At 45.7% G+C, this 18,092-nt stretch carries 24 protein-coding genes; 20 read left to right on the plus strand and 4 right to left on the minus strand.

Going from position 1 to position 18,092, the window contains the following annotated elements:
• Nucleotides 1-73: 73 nt before the first annotated feature.
• Nucleotides 74-631, minus strand: a complete 558-nt coding sequence (locus tag FD32_RS06320) for a DUF2507 domain-containing protein (RefSeq protein ID WP_047769676.1) — start codon at nt 629-631, stop codon at nt 74-76.
• Nucleotides 632-774: 143 nt separating this feature from the next.
• On the opposite strand from FD32_RS06320, the gene murI reads away from it, so the two are divergent.
• Genes murI through FD32_RS06335 form a run of 3 tightly spaced genes read left to right on the plus strand, consistent with a single transcriptional unit; the run spans nt 775 to nt 2,689 of the window.
• Nucleotides 775-1,581 (plus strand): glutamate racemase, encoded by an 807-nt coding sequence (gene murI, locus FD32_RS06325; protein ID WP_047769674.1) that lies wholly within the window; start codon nt 775-777, stop codon nt 1,579-1,581.
• The gene (locus tag FD32_RS06330) at nt 1,578-2,171 is read left to right on the plus strand and encodes an XTP/dITP diphosphatase (RefSeq protein ID WP_047769672.1); all 594 of its coding nucleotides are present in this window, start codon (nt 1,578-1,580) and stop codon (nt 2,169-2,171) included. Before murI ends, FD32_RS06330 begins: the two co-directional genes overlap by 4 nt.
• Nucleotides 2,171-2,689, plus strand: coding sequence for a YfcE family phosphodiesterase (locus FD32_RS06335; RefSeq protein WP_169746081.1), 519 nt, complete (start codon nt 2,171-2,173; stop codon nt 2,687-2,689). Before FD32_RS06330 ends, FD32_RS06335 begins: the two co-directional genes overlap by 1 nt.
• Nucleotides 2,690-2,791: 102 nt before the next feature.
• Here FD32_RS06335 and FD32_RS06340 read toward each other — a convergent pair whose 3' ends face one another.
• Both FD32_RS06340 and FD32_RS06345 read right to left on the minus strand, forming a co-directional pair.
• Nucleotides 2,792-3,625, minus strand: coding sequence for an HAD hydrolase family protein (locus FD32_RS06340; protein ID WP_047769668.1), 834 nt, complete (start codon nt 3,623-3,625; stop codon nt 2,792-2,794).
• Entirely contained in the window at nt 3,615-4,493 is an 879-nt protein-coding gene (locus tag FD32_RS06345) for a mechanosensitive ion channel family protein (protein WP_047769666.1), read from the minus strand. The genes FD32_RS06340 and FD32_RS06345 overlap by 11 nt, the downstream gene beginning before the upstream one ends.
• A gap of 136 nt (nt 4,494-4,629) precedes the next feature.
• Between FD32_RS06345 and FD32_RS06350 the strand changes: the two genes are divergently transcribed.
• From FD32_RS06350 to FD32_RS06430, 17 genes are all read left to right on the plus strand, one after another.
• Complete coding sequence (locus FD32_RS06350; protein WP_047769665.1) at nt 4,630-5,070, plus strand: DUF948 domain-containing protein; 441 nt, start codon at nt 4,630-4,632, stop codon at nt 5,068-5,070.
• Nucleotides 5,063-5,452, plus strand: coding sequence for a hypothetical protein (locus FD32_RS06355; protein ID WP_047769664.1), 390 nt, complete (start codon nt 5,063-5,065; stop codon nt 5,450-5,452). The genes FD32_RS06350 and FD32_RS06355 overlap by 8 nt, the downstream gene beginning before the upstream one ends.
• Nucleotides 5,453-5,613: 161 nt before the next feature.
• Entirely contained in the window at nt 5,614-6,615 is a 1,002-nt protein-coding gene (ccpA, locus tag FD32_RS06360; protein WP_047769663.1) for a catabolite control protein A, read from the plus strand.
• Nucleotides 6,616-6,627: 12 nt separating this feature from the next.
• The gene (locus FD32_RS06365; protein WP_053003071.1) at nt 6,628-7,452 is read left to right on the plus strand and encodes a hypothetical protein; all 825 of its coding nucleotides are present in this window, start codon (nt 6,628-6,630) and stop codon (nt 7,450-7,452) included.
• Between the two features lie 81 nt (nt 7,453-7,533).
• Nucleotides 7,534-8,271: a YebC/PmpR family DNA-binding transcriptional regulator gene (locus FD32_RS06370; RefSeq protein ID WP_047769662.1), complete on the plus strand. Its 738-nt coding sequence runs from the start codon at nt 7,534-7,536 to the stop codon at nt 8,269-8,271.
• Between the two features lie 98 nt (nt 8,272-8,369).
• Nucleotides 8,370-9,347 carry a competence type IV pilus ATPase ComGA gene (comGA, locus tag FD32_RS06375; protein WP_047769659.1) on the plus strand — a complete coding sequence of 326 codons (978 nt, stop codon included), beginning with the start codon at nt 8,370-8,372 and terminating at the stop codon, nt 9,345-9,347.
• Entirely contained in the window at nt 9,265-10,344 is a 1,080-nt protein-coding gene (gene comGB, locus FD32_RS06380; RefSeq protein WP_235803778.1) for a competence type IV pilus assembly protein ComGB, read from the plus strand. Before comGA ends, comGB begins: the two co-directional genes overlap by 83 nt.
• Before the next feature lies 1 nt (nt 10,345).
• Complete coding sequence (comGC, locus tag FD32_RS06385) at nt 10,346-10,660, plus strand: competence type IV pilus major pilin ComGC (RefSeq protein ID WP_047769657.1); 315 nt, start codon at nt 10,346-10,348, stop codon at nt 10,658-10,660.
• Nucleotides 10,657-11,097, plus strand: coding sequence for a hypothetical protein (locus FD32_RS06390; protein ID WP_047769655.1), 441 nt, complete (start codon nt 10,657-10,659; stop codon nt 11,095-11,097). Before comGC ends, FD32_RS06390 begins: the two co-directional genes overlap by 4 nt.
• Entirely contained in the window at nt 11,087-11,347 is a 261-nt protein-coding gene (locus FD32_RS06395) for a hypothetical protein (RefSeq protein WP_047769653.1), read from the plus strand. Before FD32_RS06390 ends, FD32_RS06395 begins: the two co-directional genes overlap by 11 nt.
• Nucleotides 11,344-11,778 (plus strand): prepilin-type N-terminal cleavage/methylation domain-containing protein, encoded by a 435-nt coding sequence (locus FD32_RS06400; protein WP_047769651.1) that lies wholly within the window; start codon nt 11,344-11,346, stop codon nt 11,776-11,778. Before FD32_RS06395 ends, FD32_RS06400 begins: the two co-directional genes overlap by 4 nt.
• Nucleotides 11,779-12,053: 275 nt before the next feature.
• Nucleotides 12,054-13,037 (plus strand): class I SAM-dependent methyltransferase, encoded by a 984-nt coding sequence (locus FD32_RS06405; RefSeq protein WP_337588857.1) that lies wholly within the window; start codon nt 12,054-12,056, stop codon nt 13,035-13,037.
• A gap of 15 nt (nt 13,038-13,052) precedes the next feature.
• Nucleotides 13,053-14,252, plus strand: coding sequence for an acetate/propionate family kinase (locus FD32_RS06410; RefSeq protein WP_047769649.1), 1,200 nt, complete (start codon nt 13,053-13,055; stop codon nt 14,250-14,252).
• A 65-nt stretch (nt 14,253-14,317) separates the two neighbouring features.
• A complete protein-coding gene (locus FD32_RS06415) occupies nt 14,318-14,926 on the plus strand; it encodes a metallophosphoesterase family protein (protein ID WP_047769647.1) in 609 nt (202 codons plus the stop codon).
• A gap of 51 nt (nt 14,927-14,977) precedes the next feature.
• A complete protein-coding gene (locus FD32_RS06420; RefSeq protein WP_047769645.1) occupies nt 14,978-15,541 on the plus strand; it encodes a YutD family protein in 564 nt (187 codons plus the stop codon).
• Nucleotides 15,538-16,317, plus strand: coding sequence for a TIGR01457 family HAD-type hydrolase (locus FD32_RS06425; RefSeq protein WP_047769643.1), 780 nt, complete (start codon nt 15,538-15,540; stop codon nt 16,315-16,317). The genes FD32_RS06420 and FD32_RS06425 overlap by 4 nt, the downstream gene beginning before the upstream one ends.
• Nucleotides 16,295-16,924, plus strand: coding sequence for a TIGR01906 family membrane protein (locus tag FD32_RS06430; RefSeq protein ID WP_047769641.1), 630 nt, complete (start codon nt 16,295-16,297; stop codon nt 16,922-16,924). Before FD32_RS06425 ends, FD32_RS06430 begins: the two co-directional genes overlap by 23 nt.
• On the opposite strand, the gene FD32_RS06435 is transcribed toward FD32_RS06430, so the two are convergent.
• Nucleotides 16,856-17,545: a VTT domain-containing protein gene (locus tag FD32_RS06435; protein ID WP_056962143.1), complete on the minus strand. Its 690-nt coding sequence runs from the start codon at nt 17,543-17,545 to the stop codon at nt 16,856-16,858. The genes FD32_RS06430 and FD32_RS06435 overlap by 69 nt on opposite strands.
• Between the last annotated feature and the right edge of the window lie 547 nt (nt 17,546-18,092).

Genomic DNA, 18,092 nt, shown 5'->3' on the forward strand with positions numbered 1-18,092 from the left:
TTTAAACCAAAATAAGCACTGATGTTAAATCCATCAGTACTTAAAATTGTAGAACCATTATTTTCAAGATATCCTATTTTCTCTTACTATGCTTTAACCGTGCCAGACGGGATGGCTTCTCTTTTTCGTCTTCGGACTGCTTTTCAGCTGGGGCACCCTGGGGGTGGATAAAGGTGACTAACTCGTTTCTTTCGGAGCTGCTCTTGGTTTGGGGATCGTTTTCCAGGAGAATTTCAACGTAGTCATGGTGGCGGTCGTTAACCTTCGCCTCCACAATTGTATTCAGCTGAAATTCAACTTCCTGGGCGAGAAAGCCGCATTCTAAACCAAAGGAGGTTTCTTCATTGTCGCGGCTGACCCGGTTGATGATCACCGGACCACCAAGTCGCCAAATTTGACTAGTGGTGGTCTTCTTTACCAGGGTAAGGTCACCAAAGGCGAGTTGCTGGGTCAAAGTGACAAGGTCGTTAGTTGTAGCTACGGGGTATTGCCGGGCCAGGTCCTTGCCAATCCAGTAGAGCATCTCATCAGTCTCTTTCCCCAGAATGGCAGGAAGGATAACGTCACGAAGCGTCCCCGTATTTAAACCTTGGGGGCTGTTAATTAATTGGTCGTAAAGTTTTTGACTCATTTTCTCGTTCTGCTCCTTTTTTGCAATCAATTACTATTATACTTAAAAACCAGGGCCTTAGCAGCACCAACTTGCAAAACTTGCAAATTAAACCGATAATGTAGTTTCAAGTATTTCTAAATAAAAACAGTGAGGTGGCAGAAATGGATAAACGACCCATCGGAATGATGGACTCTGGCTTAGGCGGTTTATCGGTTCTCCGGGTATTACAAAAGGAGATGCCGGGTGAATCGTTAATTTTTGTTGGTGACCAGGGACACTTTCCCTATGGAACCAAGAGTCAGGCAGAAATCCGGCAATTGGCATTAGCGGTTGGCCGCTTTTTACAGGAAAAGGGCGCGAAGATGATGGTGGTTGCTTGCAATACAGCAACAGCAGCGGCACTACCAACCCTACAAAAGCAGTTGTCAATTCCCGTAATTGGGGTCATTAAGCCGGGTGCCCAGGCGGCATTAGCAAGTGGGGCCCAGACGATTGGCGTTATCGGAACTGAATCGACCATTAAAAATGGTGCGTATGATCATGCCATCAAGGACTTGACGACGGCCAATATCCGGGTCGTTAGTCAGGCAGCCCAGCCACTAGTCTCAATCGTTGAACATGGCCAGACGGGGACCGTAGCGGCCCAACGGACGGTTGATCAAGAATTGGCACCGCTAAAGGGGCAGGGCGTTCAAACCTTAGTCCTGGGGTGCACGCATTTCCCGTTCCTGAAAAAAGAGATTGAACACACCCTTGGTCCAGCAGTAAAACTGGTTGATCCGGCCTTTGAAACTGTTAAGCATGTCCAGGCAGCGTTGAAGGTTAGTGATGGTGAGAATACTGGCCGCGCACCAGTCGTTGAATTGTACACGACCGGTAAGACCACGGACCTGGTTAACGGGGCTCAGTTATGGCTCGGCGGTCAGTACGATTCCTGCAGTCACATTGATTTGGAGGTAACGAGATGAAGATGTTAGTAGTGGCGACGAAAAATGCCGGTAAGGCCCGTGAATACCGAAAGATGTTTGCCCCCTTTGATGTTGAAATCAAGACGCTTGCCGATTTTCCGCCAATTACGATTAATGAAGATGGGCAAACCTTTGCAGAAAATGCCTTGATTAAGGCCCAGACAGCCGTAGCAGCCTTTAATTTGCCCGTGATGGCCGATGACTCCGGCCTAGTGGTAGACGCTTTAAATGGCGCTCCAGGAGTTCATTCTGCCCGCTATGCAGGTGACCATGACGATGCCGCTAATAACGCCAAATTACTACGTGAGTTAGCCAATGTTCCAGGTGAACAACGGACGGCTCATTTTCATACCACAATTCTGGCCCTCAAGCCGGACGGGGCAAAGCTGGTGACGGAGGGCCGAGTTAACGGTAAAATTCTCCAAAAGGCACGCGGCAACAACGGCTTTGGGTATGATCCCTTATTTATACCGGACGGTTACGACTGTTCAATGGCGGAATTGACCGCTGATCAAAAGAACCAAATCAGTCACCGTGGCCGGGCACTCCGGGCCTTTATGGACCAGTTTGCAGAATGGTGGCAGGCATAATGAAGGCGTTAGTAGTAAGTGATAATCACGGTGATCGACAGATCCTTTCCCAGATTGTCAATGAGTGGCAGGGGCAGGTAGACCTGATGATTCACTGTGGGGATTCAGAAATTGATTCAACTGACTCATTGATGAAAAATTTTGTTGGGGTGGCGGGAAATAATGATTGGCACCTCGGCTATCCGGGAGACCAGGTTATTGAAAAGGCAGGACAGCACTTTTTTATTACCCATGGTCACCACTACCGGGTCAACTTTACTATGACTCCGTTGATGCTAAAGGGAGCATCAACTGGGGCGGACGTAATCTGTTATGGTCACACCCACCAGTTGGGGACCATGGTTGACCACGGAATGCTGGTTATTAACCCCGGGAGTATTTCGCTGCCGCGGGGACCGTATCGTGACATTGGTGGAACCTTTGCAGTCATCGATGCTGACCCGCATGCGTTTGTAGTTGATTTTTACGATCGGCAGATGCACCGCGTTCCCGACTTACATGTTGAGTTTTCGCGTTAGAAATCATCCAGGAAGATAGAAAACGGCCTTCAGTGTTTGGGTTTTCAAACACTGAAGGCCGTTTACGTTTACTGGCAAATTGGGGATACTTCACCATAGCAGCTAATTATTTTTAAGAATCTGTTGAATTGTTTTTAGAACCCCATCATGGTTGTTATCAGCAGTGGTAACGTGACCAGCCTGCATCCGAATAACTTGGTGGGCATTTTGCATTGCGTAACTCTGGGCGGTCATTGCCAACATCCCGAGATCGTTTTCGTTATCACCAAAGGTCACGATTTCACTAGGGGCACAAGCAAAGTAGTCCTGCAACAGGGCGAGTCCGTTGCGCTTTGTCCCGTGGGCATTACCAATCAGGTCGGTGTTAAATCCAGAATTTTCAATGATAAGCGATGCCGGGAGAAAGTTATCCAGGGTAGCCGCCACCCGTGCCAGGTTGACATGGTTAGCAAAGTTGATGGAAATTTTGGTGAACTCCTCATCAGGGGAGCTTGCAAAGATGTGGCGAATGTCTGGAACCCGGTGAACGTCTTCGTAAAAGGTTTTTACGATTTTAAAATTATGGTCGTCCATCGTCTGGTCGACATAGGAATGAATGGGCCCCGAAACTACTAACTGGTTGATGTCACGAGGACCGTAGTAGCGGTCCAGCACGTGCATTACCCGTGCCAGGGCCCGAGAGTCAATCGGGTAGTCCTGAATCAATTTATCGCCCAGGTGGATTACGGAACCGTTTTGGGAGACAAAGCCCATTTGGTCAACGTAGGGGGCAAATTCACGTTTTAAACGGGGGTAGCTAGAACCGCTAGCGGCAACGAAGCGAATCCCCCTTTTTTGTAGTTGGCGAAAGACCTTCTTGAAGAGGCGGTGGTTATAAGTGTGGTTGTCACGCAGAAATGTTCCGTCGAGGTCGGTTGCAATCATCTTAATTTTCATGGTGTCCCCTCCCTTCCCAAGAAAGGGGCACGTTGGCAGCATGAAGTTCGCGCAGGTAAGCAGCGAGAAACTTACTGGAAACCTTTGATTGGGTACCGCTTGTGACGGTAATTGTCACCCGGAAGACAAGCTGTGCATTGACGGTGACGGGACCAACAACTACTGGTTCCGTCTGCAGGTCGGGGGTGGTGTCGATTAATTGGGTGTTAACCCGGTCAACAATAGCCTTCACCTGGTCGATCTTGGCGTTAGGAGCAATAAAAATGTCGACATTGGTGACCACATCATTGCGGGAAAAGTTGCGGACAATGGTAATTTGTCGGTTGGGGATGAAGTTTAAAGTCCCGTCCGCACTGGTGATCTGGGTTGTGCGGATACCAAGGGCGGTTACGGTTCCTTTTATTTGCCCCAGTTCAACGGTATCACCAACATCAAGTTGCTGTTCTAGCAAGATAAAAAAGCCGTTAACAACGTCGCTGACGAAGCCCTGGGCCCCAAGGCCAAGAGCAATGCTGAAAATACCGGCTCCGGCAATGAGGGTACCCACGGGGACACCAATTTCAGAAAGAATGGCGTACAGGAAAAAGAAGTAGCAAGTGTAACGATAGATGTTAAGGGTCAGGACCCGAATAGTTGCCAGGCGGTTCTTGTTTCTTAGCAGTTGATATTTATTGGACTCACGAAACAGGTGGTTGATAATTACGCGCCCTAACCACAAGATAATGAAGAATAAGGCGGCAGTAATGAAGATAAGGAGCAGCTTGTTGAGAATCTGCCGCGAAATCTGTTCCCAGGACAGGTCGGTAAACGCTCGGCGAACCTGTTCCAGCTGTTTATTGAATTGGGCGTTACCCGCACCAACAATCATAAGAATTTCCCCCTTTAAATGAATCCACTCAATTGTAACAACTTCTGGGTATTAATGTCGATAGGGGAATTGTCGTTTAACGGTCAGTTGTGCTATTCTAGTCATTAAGTAAAGAAATTAAAGGAGGCGGCACTTAATGACGTTTGGTGAATTGGCAGGGTTGATTGCGGCAATTGCTTTTTTGATCTTGGTTGTTTTTCTGTGCATCCTGGTTAACCAACTGAGTAAGACCATGAAGGAGACCAACCACAGTATCTCCCTGCTGACCCGCGATATGGATAACCTGAGTAAGGAAGTTGAAGAAGTTCTCGGTAACACGAACTCACTGTTGGAGGACATTAATAAAAAGTCCAATAAGCTCAACCCGGCAGTTCAGGCTGTGGCGGATGTGAGCCAAAGTGTGGTTGACATTAATGACCACCTGCACACCATGGTTGATAAGGCAAATGCCCAACGGGAGAAAAATAAGTTGGGGATTAGTTTGCTGAAGAGTGCCGGAAAGGCGGCAATTATTGGTGCTGTTGGTCGTTATCGGACACACCGGGCTAATAAGAAAGGAGTTAACAGTAATGAGTAAGAAGTTATTTGCCGGAATTATTTTAGGCGGAGCAGCCACCGCAGCCAGTTGGGCGCTCATTCCAGAAAGGAAACGCCAATTGCTAAAGGAAAGGGCAAACGCTAAGATGGGTGACATTGCTGATTACGTCACCGACTACGCACTGAATGCTCTTGATATTGTTGACGAAAAGTTGGCCGAAATGGATGATAATGGCGTGACTGATAACGTCAAAGCGGCCACCGAGAAGGTCAAAAAGACAAAGGACCAGGTACTGGACCACTTGACAAACGACGAATTTGACAAGCAAACTGCTGCAATCCGCAAGAAGTTGGCTAAGGCTCACGAAAAAGAGAACGATGCAGACGATGACATTGTTATCGACGCAACGCATGAAGAGTAAGTTTACAGTTAAAAGAATGCTTGATAGACAGTCCACTAAAAACTGTCTACCAGGCATTTTTAATAACTAAAATTATTGATATGTCTTGGGAAATTTGCTATATTAGTATAGTTATGAAAAATTATGAAAAACTGATATATCAATAAAGAAAGGGCTATCTTATGGAAAAACAAGCAGTCACTATTTACACGGTTGCTCGTGAAGCACGCGTTTCCATGGCAACTGTTTCTCGGGTTGTTAATGGTAATCCGAATGTTAAACCAGCAACCCGTCAAAAAGTTCTTGACGTCATTAAACGTCTTAACTACCGTCCAAATGCGGTGGCCCGGGGCCTAGCATCTAAGCGGACAACGACCGTGGGGGTTGTTATCCCTAACATTACAAATCCTTACTTTGCTGAGTTGGCACTGGGAATTGACGACATTGCCTCGATGTACAAGTACAATATTATTCTGGCTAACTCCGACTATGATAATGACAAGATCTTAAAGGTTGTTCGTAACCTCCTTGCTAAGCAAGTCGACGGGATTATCTTCATGGGTTACGATATCTCGGCGGACTTGCAGGCGGAATTTAAGAGCGCCAACACGCCGGTGGTTGTTGCCGGTTCAGTTGTTGATGACAAAGACCTGGCAACCGTCCGGATTGATTATCAAAAGGCAGCAAAGGAAGCAACCCTGAAGCTTTTGGAACACAACAATGGGAATGTTGCCTTGGTAACCAGCTCACTGGGCTATGCAATCAACCAGGCGCGGCTAGCTGGTTACAAGGAAGCGCTAAGTGAAAAGGGTATTCAATACAGTAGTGACCTGGTAATTGAAACTGATGGTAGTTACAAGCAAATTTACGAACGGGCTAAAGAAATTGCCCAAAATGGTGTCAAAGCTGCGTACGTCACTAACGACCACCTTGCCGTTGGTTTATTAAACGGTTTAGGAGACAACGAGATTAAGGTCCCAGAAGCCTTTGAAATTATTTCTTCTAATGACACTACTTACACCCGGTTATGCCGGCCAACCCTTTCTTCCATCATCCAACCCCTTTACGATATCGGTGCGGTATCGATGCGGCTGTTAACAAAACTGATGGAAGACAATGATGATGAAGAAAACGGTGTTATCTTAGACCATGGCTTTGAGGCTCGTCAGTCTACTCGTAAGTAGGGGATTTGACTATTGCCAACAAGAAGTGAGCTTTACCATCAAGCAAGTACTGATGAGAAGCCCCAGGAAACGGTAAGCCACCATATCGGTTTGCAAATCTTAGGGGTGGTTTTGTTAACGGTTTTAACCATCAGTTTTATTGTTGAGCGGACGATTTTAAATAAGTCTTTTGTCATGCATGAAGTTACGTCATCGGCACTGGAATCAACAATTTTAGATGAAGTTGATGATGGACTACAGCAGTATGGAATCCCAACTAGTGCCGTCACTAAAGCAGATACTGACCATATTGTGCGGACGGTTGTTAACCAGGCCTTTGCCGGTCAGCGGCTTAAGCTTGATCTTAGTCCAATCACGAATAACGTGGAGAATCGGGCCAATGATGAGCTATCAAAGGTTGGCCTTTCAACCGACATTTTGCCGTCAGGAACGTCATCAGCGGTAGCCAGTCAGGTAAACAGCACGGTTAATTCACGAATCAACACACCAGAAGTAACGGCGGTCATTAATGGCCTCCAGGTTGCCCGGGTGGCCACAAATATCTGTCTAATTGTCAGTGCTTGCGGCTTGTTTGTCCTAATTGTCCTTGCCATTCTTAGGCGTCATTTTGCAACCAGCTTCAGTTGGATATTCCTTTTTGGTACGGTGATTAGTTGGCTGATTATTGAAGTGGTTCGGGCAGTTATTCCACAATTAGTACAACCCTACCCTGACTACAGCACATTTGCGGTTCAGTGCGCGGGTGATTTTGGTCAAACCGCAATGCCCGTGATTGCTGTTACGGGGATTTTAGCAGTTATTTGCTGGGCCATCCGGGGATTTAAGAGGTTTAAGTAGTGTATTCACCTTGAATTAATAATGTTTTTTTGCTAAACTTTACCTGTTTATCACATTAAGTAAAGAAAAGAGGAGTCAGTAATGTCAGGACATTCAAAATGGCATAACATCCAGGGACGTAAAAACGCCCAAGATGCTAAGCGTGGAAAGATCTTCCAAAAGATTTCCCGTGATTTATACCAAGCAGCTAAAGCAGGTGATCCTGATCCAGCTAACAACGCCCAGTTACGTTTGGTAATTGATAAGGCGCACGCAGCTAACATGCCAAAGAAGAACATCGACCGGGCCATTGCTAAGGCTTCTGGTATCGGTGGTGCAAAGTTCGAAGAAGTTACTTACGAAGGGTACGCTCCAGGTGGGGTGGCCGTAATGGTTTCCGCCTTAACCGATAACAAGAACCGGACGGCCTCTGCCGTTCGTTCCGCCTTCACCCATGCAGGTGGTTCGTTAGGTGCGAGTGGTTCTGTTTCATACATGTTTGACCGGAAGGGATTAATTGAAATCCTCCGGGACGGTCTTGACAAGAGTGAAGACGACATGTTAATGGATGCTTTGGATGCCGGTGCGGACGACATGAAAGCAACCGATGAGAAGTTCCAAATCTTCACTGATCCAAGCAGTTTAACGACTGTTCGTGATGCTTTGCAAGGCAAGGGCTACGACTTGGACACTGCTGAAGTAACGATGATCCCACAAAACCGGACAGCAGTTCCAGAAGACAAGGCTAAGCAATACCGTCATTTAATCGATGAATTGACCGCAAACGATGATGTTGCCGACATCTACGAAACTGGTATCCTGCCAGATGACGAAGATTAACATTTAAATATTCGTAATAAAAAGCTAGGATTTTCCTAGTTTTTTAGTTTAAACGCTCCCTTTTACCGTCTTATTTAGGTAAAGGGGGTTTTGTCGTTATGAAGAATTTTGAGAAAGAAATTGCGGTTGCCATTGGAATGCGCGCCGCAGACCTATACATTTTGCCATTTAAAAAATATTACCGCCTGTTGGTAACGCGCCAGGGGTCATTACAGCAGATAAAAGAGGTGCCCAGTGATTATGCGGAACGACTGATTTCATATCTGAAATATCAGGCTGACATGGCCGTCAGTGAGCACCGCCGGCCTCAGTTGGGTGCAATGAAGTGGCAATATGGGCCCGAAGTGGTTAATCTCCGCCTATCCAGTGTCGGTGACTATCAAGGCCGCGAGTCGCTGGTTGTCCGGTTTATCTACCACTTGACGAGCCAAAATTACCACTTACTCTTTCCTAACCAATGGCAAGCCTTGAAGCAAATTCTCAAGAGGCGGGGCCTGCACCTTTTTGCGGGCCCGATGGGTTCGGGAAAGACGACGACGATGTACCAGCTTGTCCGGGAACTAGCGGACGAGAAGGTTGTCATGGCGATTGAGGACCCGGTTGAAATTCATGAACCGTCCTTTATCCAGCTTCAGGTGAACGAATTGGCGGGGATGGATTACCAGGCTCTCTTGCGCCTTGGTCTGCGCCACCGTCCAGACATCTTTATTATTGGTGAGATTCGTGACCCGGAAACGGCAAAGATGACGGTGCAAGCAGCGCTGAGTGGCCACCTTGTGCTGGGGACAATTCATGCCCAAAATGCCTATGGCGCGGTTGCCCGGCTCAGGCAGCTGGGGGTTGCGGAATACTACCTAGCGCAGACACTTACGGGCGTGTGCTACCAGCGGCTGTTACCAGTAATGGGCGGGGGCCAGGCAGTGTTGTTTGATTCGTTGCGTGGTGATGACCTTAATAGGGCCATTGAAAACGGGGAAAAGGGAGGGATGACAGATGAATGGGGGAAGCAACTATCAAAAGCAGTGGCGGTGGGGAAAATATCTGCCCAGGTCAAGGAAGCGTTCTGGGAAGGTTAAGTTTAATCCAAGAGCGCAGGCAAAGTGGTTCTTGCTGCTGAGTGACCTTTTAAGAGTTGGCTTCTCCCTCCAGCGGGCTGTTGACTTTACAACAACTACGATGGCTAAAGAAGCTGGCGTCTTATCTAAGGTGCGGACCAACTTGTTGGCGGGGAATACCTTTGCCAATAGTGTCCGACCCTTTATTAAGGTCGACTTATATTATCAGCTCTTATTAGCAGAAAAGCATGGTGACCTGGTTGAGGTCCTTGCTGAAACTGGTCAGTTATTGGTGACCCGTCAACGACAGGTGCAAAAGCTGAGACAACTGCTCCAGTACCCATTGATTTTGCTTTGTCTCCTGGGGGTGATGATGGTCGGCTTAGCCACATTCGTGTTTCCCCAGTTGGCGTCATGGCAAGCTAGTAATGGTCGCCAGCAAGTTCCCCAGTTCTTGCCATACCTCAAGTGGACGCTCGTGTTCGGCTCACTAATTTTTAGCGCTGGCGGGATTTGTAAGTTAATTACTTGGCGCCACCTTACCAAGCTGCAGCAGGTCCAGCGCCTGTGTCGCTTACCGCTTGTTGGTGAATGTTACCGCCTCTACTATGCCTACTACATTACGAGTGCCCTTGCCGTCCTTCTTCGTGCGGGGATGTCTCTTAAAGAAATGATGACGACCATTGAAAAATTTTCTGATCGGACGATGCTGTATCAACTGGGAGCAGAAGTCCAGAATAACCTTGCTGCTGGCGGTCAGTTGGATAACTTTATCAAACGGACCATTTTCTTGCCAGACGAACTAATGATTTTTATCAGTAAGGGTGCGACTCCTAAGGAATTAGGTAAGGATCTGACAGCCTTCTCCCAAATCCAATTTAAGCACCTTTTGGCCCGCCTGGAACAGCTGTTTTCGTTGGTCCAACCCGTCATTTTTATTGTGATTGCCGCAGTTATTGTGGGCCTATACCTCAGTATTCTCTTACCAATTTACCACTCGTTACAGGGGGTCTATTAAAATGAATAAGAAATTATTGCCGCCACGTTCGGCGTTCACACTGCTTGAAATGTCGATTGTCCTCTTCATTATCAGTCTCTTGATTCTGATTGTAATTCCCAACCTTGCCCAGCAAAGGAAGCATGCCAACAAGGTTCACGGCAACGCAATGGTTGCGGTTGTCCAGACACAAGTCGACGCTTACGAAAACGACAATGGGGTTGATTCTGCCAACTTTGAGGAGCTTCAGGCCGGAAACTACCTCACCAAGTCACAGGTACAAAAGGCGCGGAATGAACATATCGTGATCGTTAACGGCAAAGCGTGTCAACGATGAAGAGGGATGGTTTTACAGCTCTGGAGATGATCATTGTCCTGGGGCTAACAGCGCTTATCTTTTGTTTGGTTACGCCTATGATGACCACCAGTCGAAACCGTATTAATGAGCAACAGTTCTGGCGGCAGTTTCGCCAGGAGTGGCGCTATGCTCAGGTTCAAACCCAGGTAAACCACTATGGAACTGATATTCATTATGCGAAGGAAAAAGGGGCAATCTCATTCATATGTAACTATCGCCAACGACTGGTAAAGATACCAGCAACGATTCAGGTAATGGACTTTGATGATATTGAAATCAAGGCTGACGGTTATGTCTGTCCGCAGACAAAGGTATTTCATTCGGCTACGGAACACTGCGACTACCGTCTAACAATTCAGATGGCACGGGGGGAGTATGATGTTAAAAGGGAAAGGTGCGTTTGTAATGGCGGATAGTATGGTGGCCCTGGCAATAATTAGTTTAGGAATTTTCTCCTTCAGTGTCTGTCAAGCCCAGCTACACCAGCAGCAACGGCAGCTAATAATTAAATTAACTGCTGCCCGGTTGGCTAAGGAAGCCAGTGCCGGATACTACTGTACCCACCGGTCGACGACCATTAAACGGGGACCTTACGTTGCAGTTGCTAGAAAGGGGTACGCTGAAGTGACTTTTCAACAGGATAGAATTTTAAGGATTGGCGGATGAAAAAGAGAGCGGCCTTTACCCTAATCGAGTGCGTTGCGGCCCTGCTGGTGACCACGATTGTTATCATCCTTGCCGGGATGACAATTAGTAGTTTACGGTCAGTAACCCGCCAGTCGTTGGATCAACCGCTCGACTGGATAATTTGTTTACAAGAGCTGGAGTCGCCGCGCCACGCCTACGCCTTAGTCAGTGTCAGGGATAATACAGTCGTCTTGCGGGATCAACATACGGACCGCCTGTATGAGTTGTGTGCTCAAAAGCGCCTCTATCTTCGTGCCCAAAAGGATGGTGGGTACATGCCTGTCTTTAGCGGGATTCATGACCAAAAAACGGTATTTAGACAGCTTGATCAACAACGGGTATACATAAAAGTGGAGCGAACTAATGGTGAAGTACTTACCGGTTACTTGTGTTTTAGAAAAGATAGTTAAGAAGAGGACAGCAGGGTACGTGTTGGGGACAAGTATGGTAATCTTATCCTGCATTTGTTTGGTAATTGTTTTTCAGTACCACTACTATGGGCGACAGCGGATAATTGAACAGCGGTTAACCACAGAGATGGTCCAGCAGACAAAGGATAATTTGCAATCAGCTAGTAATTCTAGTAAGCGTTATCTTGAATTTAGGAGCGATAATCGGTAAACTAATACTGTAATATTTACACCGTTAGGAGGCGACGACTACGTCAAGTCGAACACCACAAGAATTGTTCGAAGCTTTTGATCAAGGAACAGAGATCCTGCAGTCGGCATTGCGGAGTTCCTATTTAGATGCCATGTTGGAAAACGCTGAGAACATCATTGATGATCAGGTAGCTGTTGAGGATGGTGTCCCGGATAAGGCGACTGTTGATAAGCTGCAAAAGCTCTATCAAGAGTTAAAGTTAAGGGATGCGGATGCCGAGACAATTCGTCAAGTTATTCAGCTCAGTTTCCTTAAGGTCATTCGAAAAGATGCAATTCAGGCTAATCACCAAATGACACCTGACACAATTGGCTTTTTGATGGCCTACCTGATTGAAAAAATCGTTAATTTCAAGCGGCCATATTCGATCTTTGACCCTGCTGTCGGGACAGGCAACTTACTGACGACGGTCATTAACCAATTAAAAAAGAGTAACTCACAACCAGTAAAGGGATATGGGATTGACAATGATCCGGCAATGCTGGAGGTAGCTAGTGCCAGTGTTGCCCTTCAAAAGCTAGACATTGATCTTTTTCATCAGGATTCTATCAATGCTCTGGATATTCCGGAGTGTGATATTGCGGTTGCCGATTTACCAATTGGTTATTATCCGTTGGATGAAAACACTAAGAACTACCAAACACGGGCTGAGAAGGGGCATTCCTATGTTCATCATTTACTGATCGAACAGGCAATGAACTATCTCAGACCGGGTGGCTTTGGTGTGTTCCTGGTTCCCAGCAACATTTTCCAAACAAAGGAGTCACAATCTTTTGTTAAATGGATTCAGTCAGTTGCTTACCTCCAAGGGTTGATTAACCTCCCAAGTGAATTGTTTGCTAACCCAAATGCACAAAAGGCAATTTTGCTTTTGCAGCGTCATGGTGGAAATAGTAAGCAAGCGGTGAAAGTGTTATTAGGTGAATTCCCATCGTTCAAGCAGCCAAAGGAATTTGGTGCGTTCATGCAAGAAATTGATCAATGGGTTAAGACAAATCTAGGTTAAAAAGGAGACATTGTTATGTCAAAGTCAATTGCAGTTAATGCCGGTAGTTCAACATTAAAGTTTAAGCTTTTCGATATGCCAAGTGAGAACGTGGTTGCAGAAGGAACCATCGAACGAATTGGCGAAGAAATGGGCCACGCTAAAATCAAGTATGATGGTCACAAGCATGAAGACGAAAAACCATTTGCTGATCACGGGGCAGCAATTAAGTACTTACTAGACCAGCTGATTGCCCTGGGAATTGTTAAGAGTTACGACGAAATTACGGCCGTGGGTCACCGTGTTGTTGCGGGTGGTGAATACTTCAAAGATTCCGCAGTAATCACTGATGACGTTATTAAGAAGATTGATTCCCTTGCTGAATATGCACCACTGCACGACCCGGCCGAATTACTGGGGATCAAGGCCTTCAAGAAGGCTCTGCCAAATGCGTTTGCTGTTGCTGTCTTTGACACTTCCTTCCATGCCAACATGCCAAAGAAGAATGCCCTTTACAGTATTCCTTACGAATGGTATGAGAAGTACGGTGCTCGGAAGTACGGTGCCCACGGTACTAGTCACCGTTATGTTGCCGCACAAGCAGCCAAGATGCTGGGCAAGCCATTAGAAGACCTTAAGTTAATCACGATGCACATTGGGGCGGGTGCTTCAATCACCGCAATTAAGGATGGTAAGTCTTATGATACTTCAATGGGCTTCACACCATTAGCCGGGATCACGATGGCAACGCGTTCTGGGGATGTTGACCCATCGCTGGTTGCCTTTGTTGAAGAGAAGACGGGGATGTCTTCTGACGAAATGATTGACACCTTGAACCACAAGTCTGGTCTGTTGGGGATTTCAGAACTTTCTCCTGATATGCGGGATATTCTGGATGCTGCTGATAAGGGGAACGAAAAGGCCCAACTGGCACTTGATATTTACGTTAACCGGATCAAGCGTTACCTCGGTGCTTACATTGCTGAAATGGATGGTGTTGATGCGATTGTCTTCACTGCTGGTGTTGGTGAAAACAGTATTCCGGTACGGAAGCTGATTACCGACAACATGGATTGCTTCGGTATTAAGATTGACCAAGAAAAGAACAAGTGCCACGGTGTTCAGCGTGACTTGTCGGCTCCTGATGCTAAGGTCAAGACCTTGTTAATTCCAACTAACGAAGAGCTGATGATTGTTCGTGATATTGAACGGTTGAAGAAAGAACAAGCAAACTAATCGTTAAAAACATAAAAAAAGAGGAACCGGGGATGCGGTTCCTCTTTTTTTAAGGAGGATAGTATATGCAATTTGTAACCTCAGATACCCATTTCTTCCATAGTGACTTGCTAGGGATTGACAATTTCGCCCCACGGCCCTTTCCGGATGTGGCAACGATGAATCAGACCATTATTGATAACTGGAACGCCCGGGTAGGTGAGCATGACATTGTCTACCATCTTGGCGACATTGCCCTGTACTTTACCCGACCACCTCGAAAATCATACGAAGCGGTTTACGAAGTGCTCTGCCAACTCAATGGCCGACTAGAATTAGTGAAGGGTAATCATGATAGTCGGGCCCTATTCAAGTATCTGGACGCCCATAATTTTATGGTCGACGGGCACGCAAAATTTACCTTTCATGATGTGGGCATTTTATTAAAATATGACCACCGTCAATACTATTTGACCCATTATCCAATGATGCTAGGAATTGCTCCCCAGATTGTTAACCTCCATGGTCATATTCACCATTATTCCGTACCAACTAAGGAAAACATCAATGTTGGTGTGGATGCACCCGAAATGGCGTTTCTCCATCCCCAACCCGCTTTTGGGACCCCGATAACTTTTGCCGAAGTGGAGGAAATAATTGCCCAAAAAACGGCCGCCCTTGCTAAGCAAAATTAGGGTGAATGTATGTTATGATAATTAAGATTAGCTATTGATGGAGGTGAGCAAATGAATCGGGCGAAAATTCAAGATTATATTGACCAGCGCGAAGAACAGCGGGCCGACCTCTACCATATTGAGCGTGACGACGAAAACCATTTTCGATTGAATGGTCACCCCTATGAATTGGTCAAGGATTATCGCGATGGCTTTAATCCAACAGAACTAGCTAAGCGTTTCAGTTCGGTATTAAGTAAGTATGACTATATTGTTGGTGATTGGGGTTACGACCAGTTAAGGCTGAAGGGATTTTATGCAAAAGAAAATCCGGGTTTTACTCCTGAGAAAAGCGTTGAAACGATTGAAGATTACCTTTTTGAGGATTGTAACTTTGGCTGTGCCTATTTCATTATCCATAATGAAGATGTTAAGGTTGGGCACCCCCATCACCGCAGAAGACGGCGTAACCATTCCAGCAAAAAGGGGCCAGTAATAAAGGAACGGCGGCGCAAAGTTAAACAGCCAAGTGTTCGGCACCGTAAAAATCAGCACGCGGAACGAGTAAAAACTGGTAAGCACCAGCAGAAGTTTGTTATTCGTCAACGTAAACAAGGAGCAAAAAAGCACAAATGAGTAAGAACTACCGAGGATATTTCATTGACTTAGACGGGACAACCTATAAGGGGAAAAAACAAATACCAGCAGCTGCCCGCTTCATTAAACGGTTAAAGGCGGCGGATAAGACAATCCTGTTCGTTACTAATAACAGTACGCGGTCACCAGAGTTTGTTGCCAATAACCTGCGGGAAAATCATAACATTGATGTTAAGCCAGAAAATGTCTACACAACGGCCCTCGCAACTGCGGACTACCTTGATGGAATTGCTGGCGAGAAGAGAAAAGTGTACATTGTTGGTGAAAGTGGGTTGCGTGATGCCCTGGCGGCGTGTGGCTTTGAAATTACCAATCAGCAGCCGGATTTTGTGGTTGTTGGTCTTGATTCGCAGGTCACCTACGCTAAATTGGAAACAGCCGTATTGCTTATCAGGGATGGTGCCAAGTTTATTGGAACGAATGCAGATAGTAATTTACCCAATGAACGGGGGATGGTCCCGGGAGCGGGTTCAATTGTTAAGTTGGTAGAATATGCAACCCAACAAAAGCCACTGATGATTGGTAAACCAGAAAAAATAATAATGGAGATGGCACTACAAAAGGTTGGCTTAAGTCGTGATGAAGTGGTGATGGTTGGTGATAACTATCATACTGATATTCAAGCTGCCATCAATGTTGGAATGGATAGCCTGTTGGTCTATACCGGACTTTCTAAGCCCGCGGAGGTTGCTAGTGAAGCAGTTCAGCCGACAAATTCTGTGAGGTCACTTGATGAGTGGAAAATATCTAAGTAAAAAAAGAGCAACCCTCGTCATCGTGGTTTACACCATGATGGCAATGAGCGTTGCTCTTTTTCTTGCGCTTAACCTATCAGTATTGTTCATCCATTATCCGCACTGGAACTTCAGCGTCGTAGCAGCGCGTAATGACTACCTGCGTTTGCTCTGGTACCTCCAAGATCTGGGCAACCATCAACTATTATTGCGTCACATTCCCCTATCAAAAGTTGGTTACCGTCATTTCAAAGACGTTCGGTTAATCATGATAGTGAATGAAGCTGTGATGATCATTAGTGGTAGCTTAGTATTTATCCTTTTAAGAAAGATTCGTCGGGGTAAAATGACCTGGCAACTATTGAAGCCGTTGGAGGTAATCATGACCATATTGATAATTATCTTTACGATGGTGTTCGTTAACTTTCCAACGCTTTTCGTTAGATTTCATTATCTAATTTTTGCTAATCATGATTGGGTTTTTAAAGCTAATTCCGATCCAATTATCTTAATGCTTCCGGTGAATTTCTTTACCCACGTATTTCTTTTATGGGGAGGGTTATTCTTTACTTTCCTCCTCGTACTCTGGGGCGGGATCTATGTTTCCTGGCGCTTTTTGGAACTTTGAACGGCAGAAGCCGATGATTGCTGGTAACAGGGTTACAAATATAATTGCCAGAATAATTAAAGAGAAGTGTTCTTGCACAAAGGGGAGGTTGCCGAAGAAGTAACCCGATGCGCAACAGAGAAGTACCCATGAAAAGCAGCCGATTAAGCTGTATGGAATGAAACGGCGGTAGGCAAAGCCGGAGCCAGCGGCTGCAAATGGTGCAAACGTCCGAATTATTGGCATGAAACGAGCCAAAATAATTGCTGGGGCTCCGTGCTTTTCAAAGAAGGCTTCTGACTTGGCAAGGCTCTCTTTGTTTATTAAACGGCCGAAGAGGGAGTGATTGGATAATCCCTTACCGATTTTATGGCCAATTAAGAAGTTAAGTGAGTCACCAGCTAGGCAGGCAAGGAAGAATAAGATACTGAAGATCCATATGTTCAAATGGTATCTGGGGTCGGCTGCTATTGCGCTTGCAGCAAAGAGGAGTGAGTCACCAGGTAGGAAGGGTAAGACGACGGCCCCTGTTTCAATGAATACGATTGCTAATAATATTAGGTAGGTCCATCCACCAAATTGGTTAACGATTTGCACAATGTGGACGTCGATGTGAAGTATGAAATCGATTAAAGTTGCCACTTAAATTCTCCTTTAGTTGTAGTTGTTTCATATAACAATGATGAAGTTTAGCAAGTAATTCGGTGTTTGTTAAGATAGGAAGGGGAAAATTAGTATAATTGTAATATTTATTAAACAAAGCAGTTACAGGTGATAGTTCGTAATTCAGCCGATATTTATCATTGGAGATGAGCAACAACTGGGAAATTTGGTGAATAAATCAAATTGTCTGCTATGTCTCAGTAATATTGTTCATTTGTATGATTTTGGGAATCCATTTTACTTTTAATTTGTTGTTGACACTTAATACTAAGTCTTGTATAGTAATTAACGTTGTCAGCAAGAGTTTGATTTCTTACAAGCTGATTAAATCAAAATAATAATTGACAGCTTCTGGACAACATGATATATTATAAAAGCTGCTTGTTAACAAGCTAACTTAACTAATTAAAATTAGTTGTTGACTTTGATGAGCAGATTTGATAAAATACTAAATGTTAGTTAACTGCTTGGTTAGCTAACTGGTAGACCTTTGAAAACTGAACAAAGTTTCGACGAATCAAATGTG

This window comes from Limosilactobacillus panis DSM 6035, assembly GCF_001435935.1.
GTDB lineage: Bacteria > Bacillota > Bacilli > Lactobacillales > Lactobacillaceae > Limosilactobacillus > Limosilactobacillus panis.

What these genes read in the sequence shown, in the direction of transcription:
- FD32_RS06320 (WP_047769676.1), bottom strand. Translation starts at nt 631, where the DNA reads ATGAGTCAAAAACTTTACGACCAATTAATTAACAGCCCCCAAGGTTTA.
- murI (WP_047769674.1), top strand. Translation starts at nt 775, where the DNA reads ATGGATAAACGACCCATCGGAATGATGGACTCTGGCTTAGGCGGTTTA.
- FD32_RS06330 (WP_047769672.1), top strand. Translation starts at nt 1,578, where the DNA reads ATGAAGATGTTAGTAGTGGCGACGAAAAATGCCGGTAAGGCCCGTGAA.
- FD32_RS06335 (WP_169746081.1), top strand. Translation starts at nt 2,171, where the DNA reads ATGAAGGCGTTAGTAGTAAGTGATAATCACGGTGATCGACAGATCCTT.
- FD32_RS06340 (WP_047769668.1), bottom strand. Translation starts at nt 3,625, where the DNA reads ATGAAAATTAAGATGATTGCAACCGACCTCGACGGAACATTTCTGCGT.
- FD32_RS06345 (WP_047769666.1), bottom strand. Translation starts at nt 4,493, where the DNA reads ATGATTGTTGGTGCGGGTAACGCCCAATTCAATAAACAGCTGGAACAG.
- FD32_RS06350 (WP_047769665.1), top strand. Translation starts at nt 4,630, where the DNA reads ATGACGTTTGGTGAATTGGCAGGGTTGATTGCGGCAATTGCTTTTTTG.
- FD32_RS06355 (WP_047769664.1), top strand. Translation starts at nt 5,063, where the DNA reads ATGAGTAAGAAGTTATTTGCCGGAATTATTTTAGGCGGAGCAGCCACC.
- ccpA (WP_047769663.1), top strand. Translation starts at nt 5,614, where the DNA reads ATGGAAAAACAAGCAGTCACTATTTACACGGTTGCTCGTGAAGCACGC.
- FD32_RS06370 (WP_047769662.1), top strand. Translation starts at nt 7,534, where the DNA reads ATGTCAGGACATTCAAAATGGCATAACATCCAGGGACGTAAAAACGCC.
- comGA (WP_047769659.1), top strand. Translation starts at nt 8,370, where the DNA reads ATGAAGAATTTTGAGAAAGAAATTGCGGTTGCCATTGGAATGCGCGCC.
- comGB (WP_235803778.1), top strand. Translation starts at nt 9,265, where the DNA reads ATGAATGGGGGAAGCAACTATCAAAAGCAGTGGCGGTGGGGAAAATAT.
- comGC (WP_047769657.1), top strand. Translation starts at nt 10,346, where the DNA reads ATGAATAAGAAATTATTGCCGCCACGTTCGGCGTTCACACTGCTTGAA.
- FD32_RS06390 (WP_047769655.1), top strand. Translation starts at nt 10,657, where the DNA reads ATGAAGAGGGATGGTTTTACAGCTCTGGAGATGATCATTGTCCTGGGG.
- FD32_RS06395 (WP_047769653.1), top strand. Translation starts at nt 11,087, where the DNA reads ATGGCGGATAGTATGGTGGCCCTGGCAATAATTAGTTTAGGAATTTTC.
- FD32_RS06400 (WP_047769651.1), top strand. Translation starts at nt 11,344, where the DNA reads ATGAAAAAGAGAGCGGCCTTTACCCTAATCGAGTGCGTTGCGGCCCTG.
- FD32_RS06410 (WP_047769649.1), top strand. Translation starts at nt 13,053, where the DNA reads ATGTCAAAGTCAATTGCAGTTAATGCCGGTAGTTCAACATTAAAGTTT.
- FD32_RS06415 (WP_047769647.1), top strand. Translation starts at nt 14,318, where the DNA reads ATGCAATTTGTAACCTCAGATACCCATTTCTTCCATAGTGACTTGCTA.
- FD32_RS06420 (WP_047769645.1), top strand. Translation starts at nt 14,978, where the DNA reads ATGAATCGGGCGAAAATTCAAGATTATATTGACCAGCGCGAAGAACAG.
- FD32_RS06425 (WP_047769643.1), top strand. Translation starts at nt 15,538, where the DNA reads ATGAGTAAGAACTACCGAGGATATTTCATTGACTTAGACGGGACAACC.
- FD32_RS06430 (WP_047769641.1), top strand. Translation starts at nt 16,295, where the DNA reads ATGAGTGGAAAATATCTAAGTAAAAAAAGAGCAACCCTCGTCATCGTG.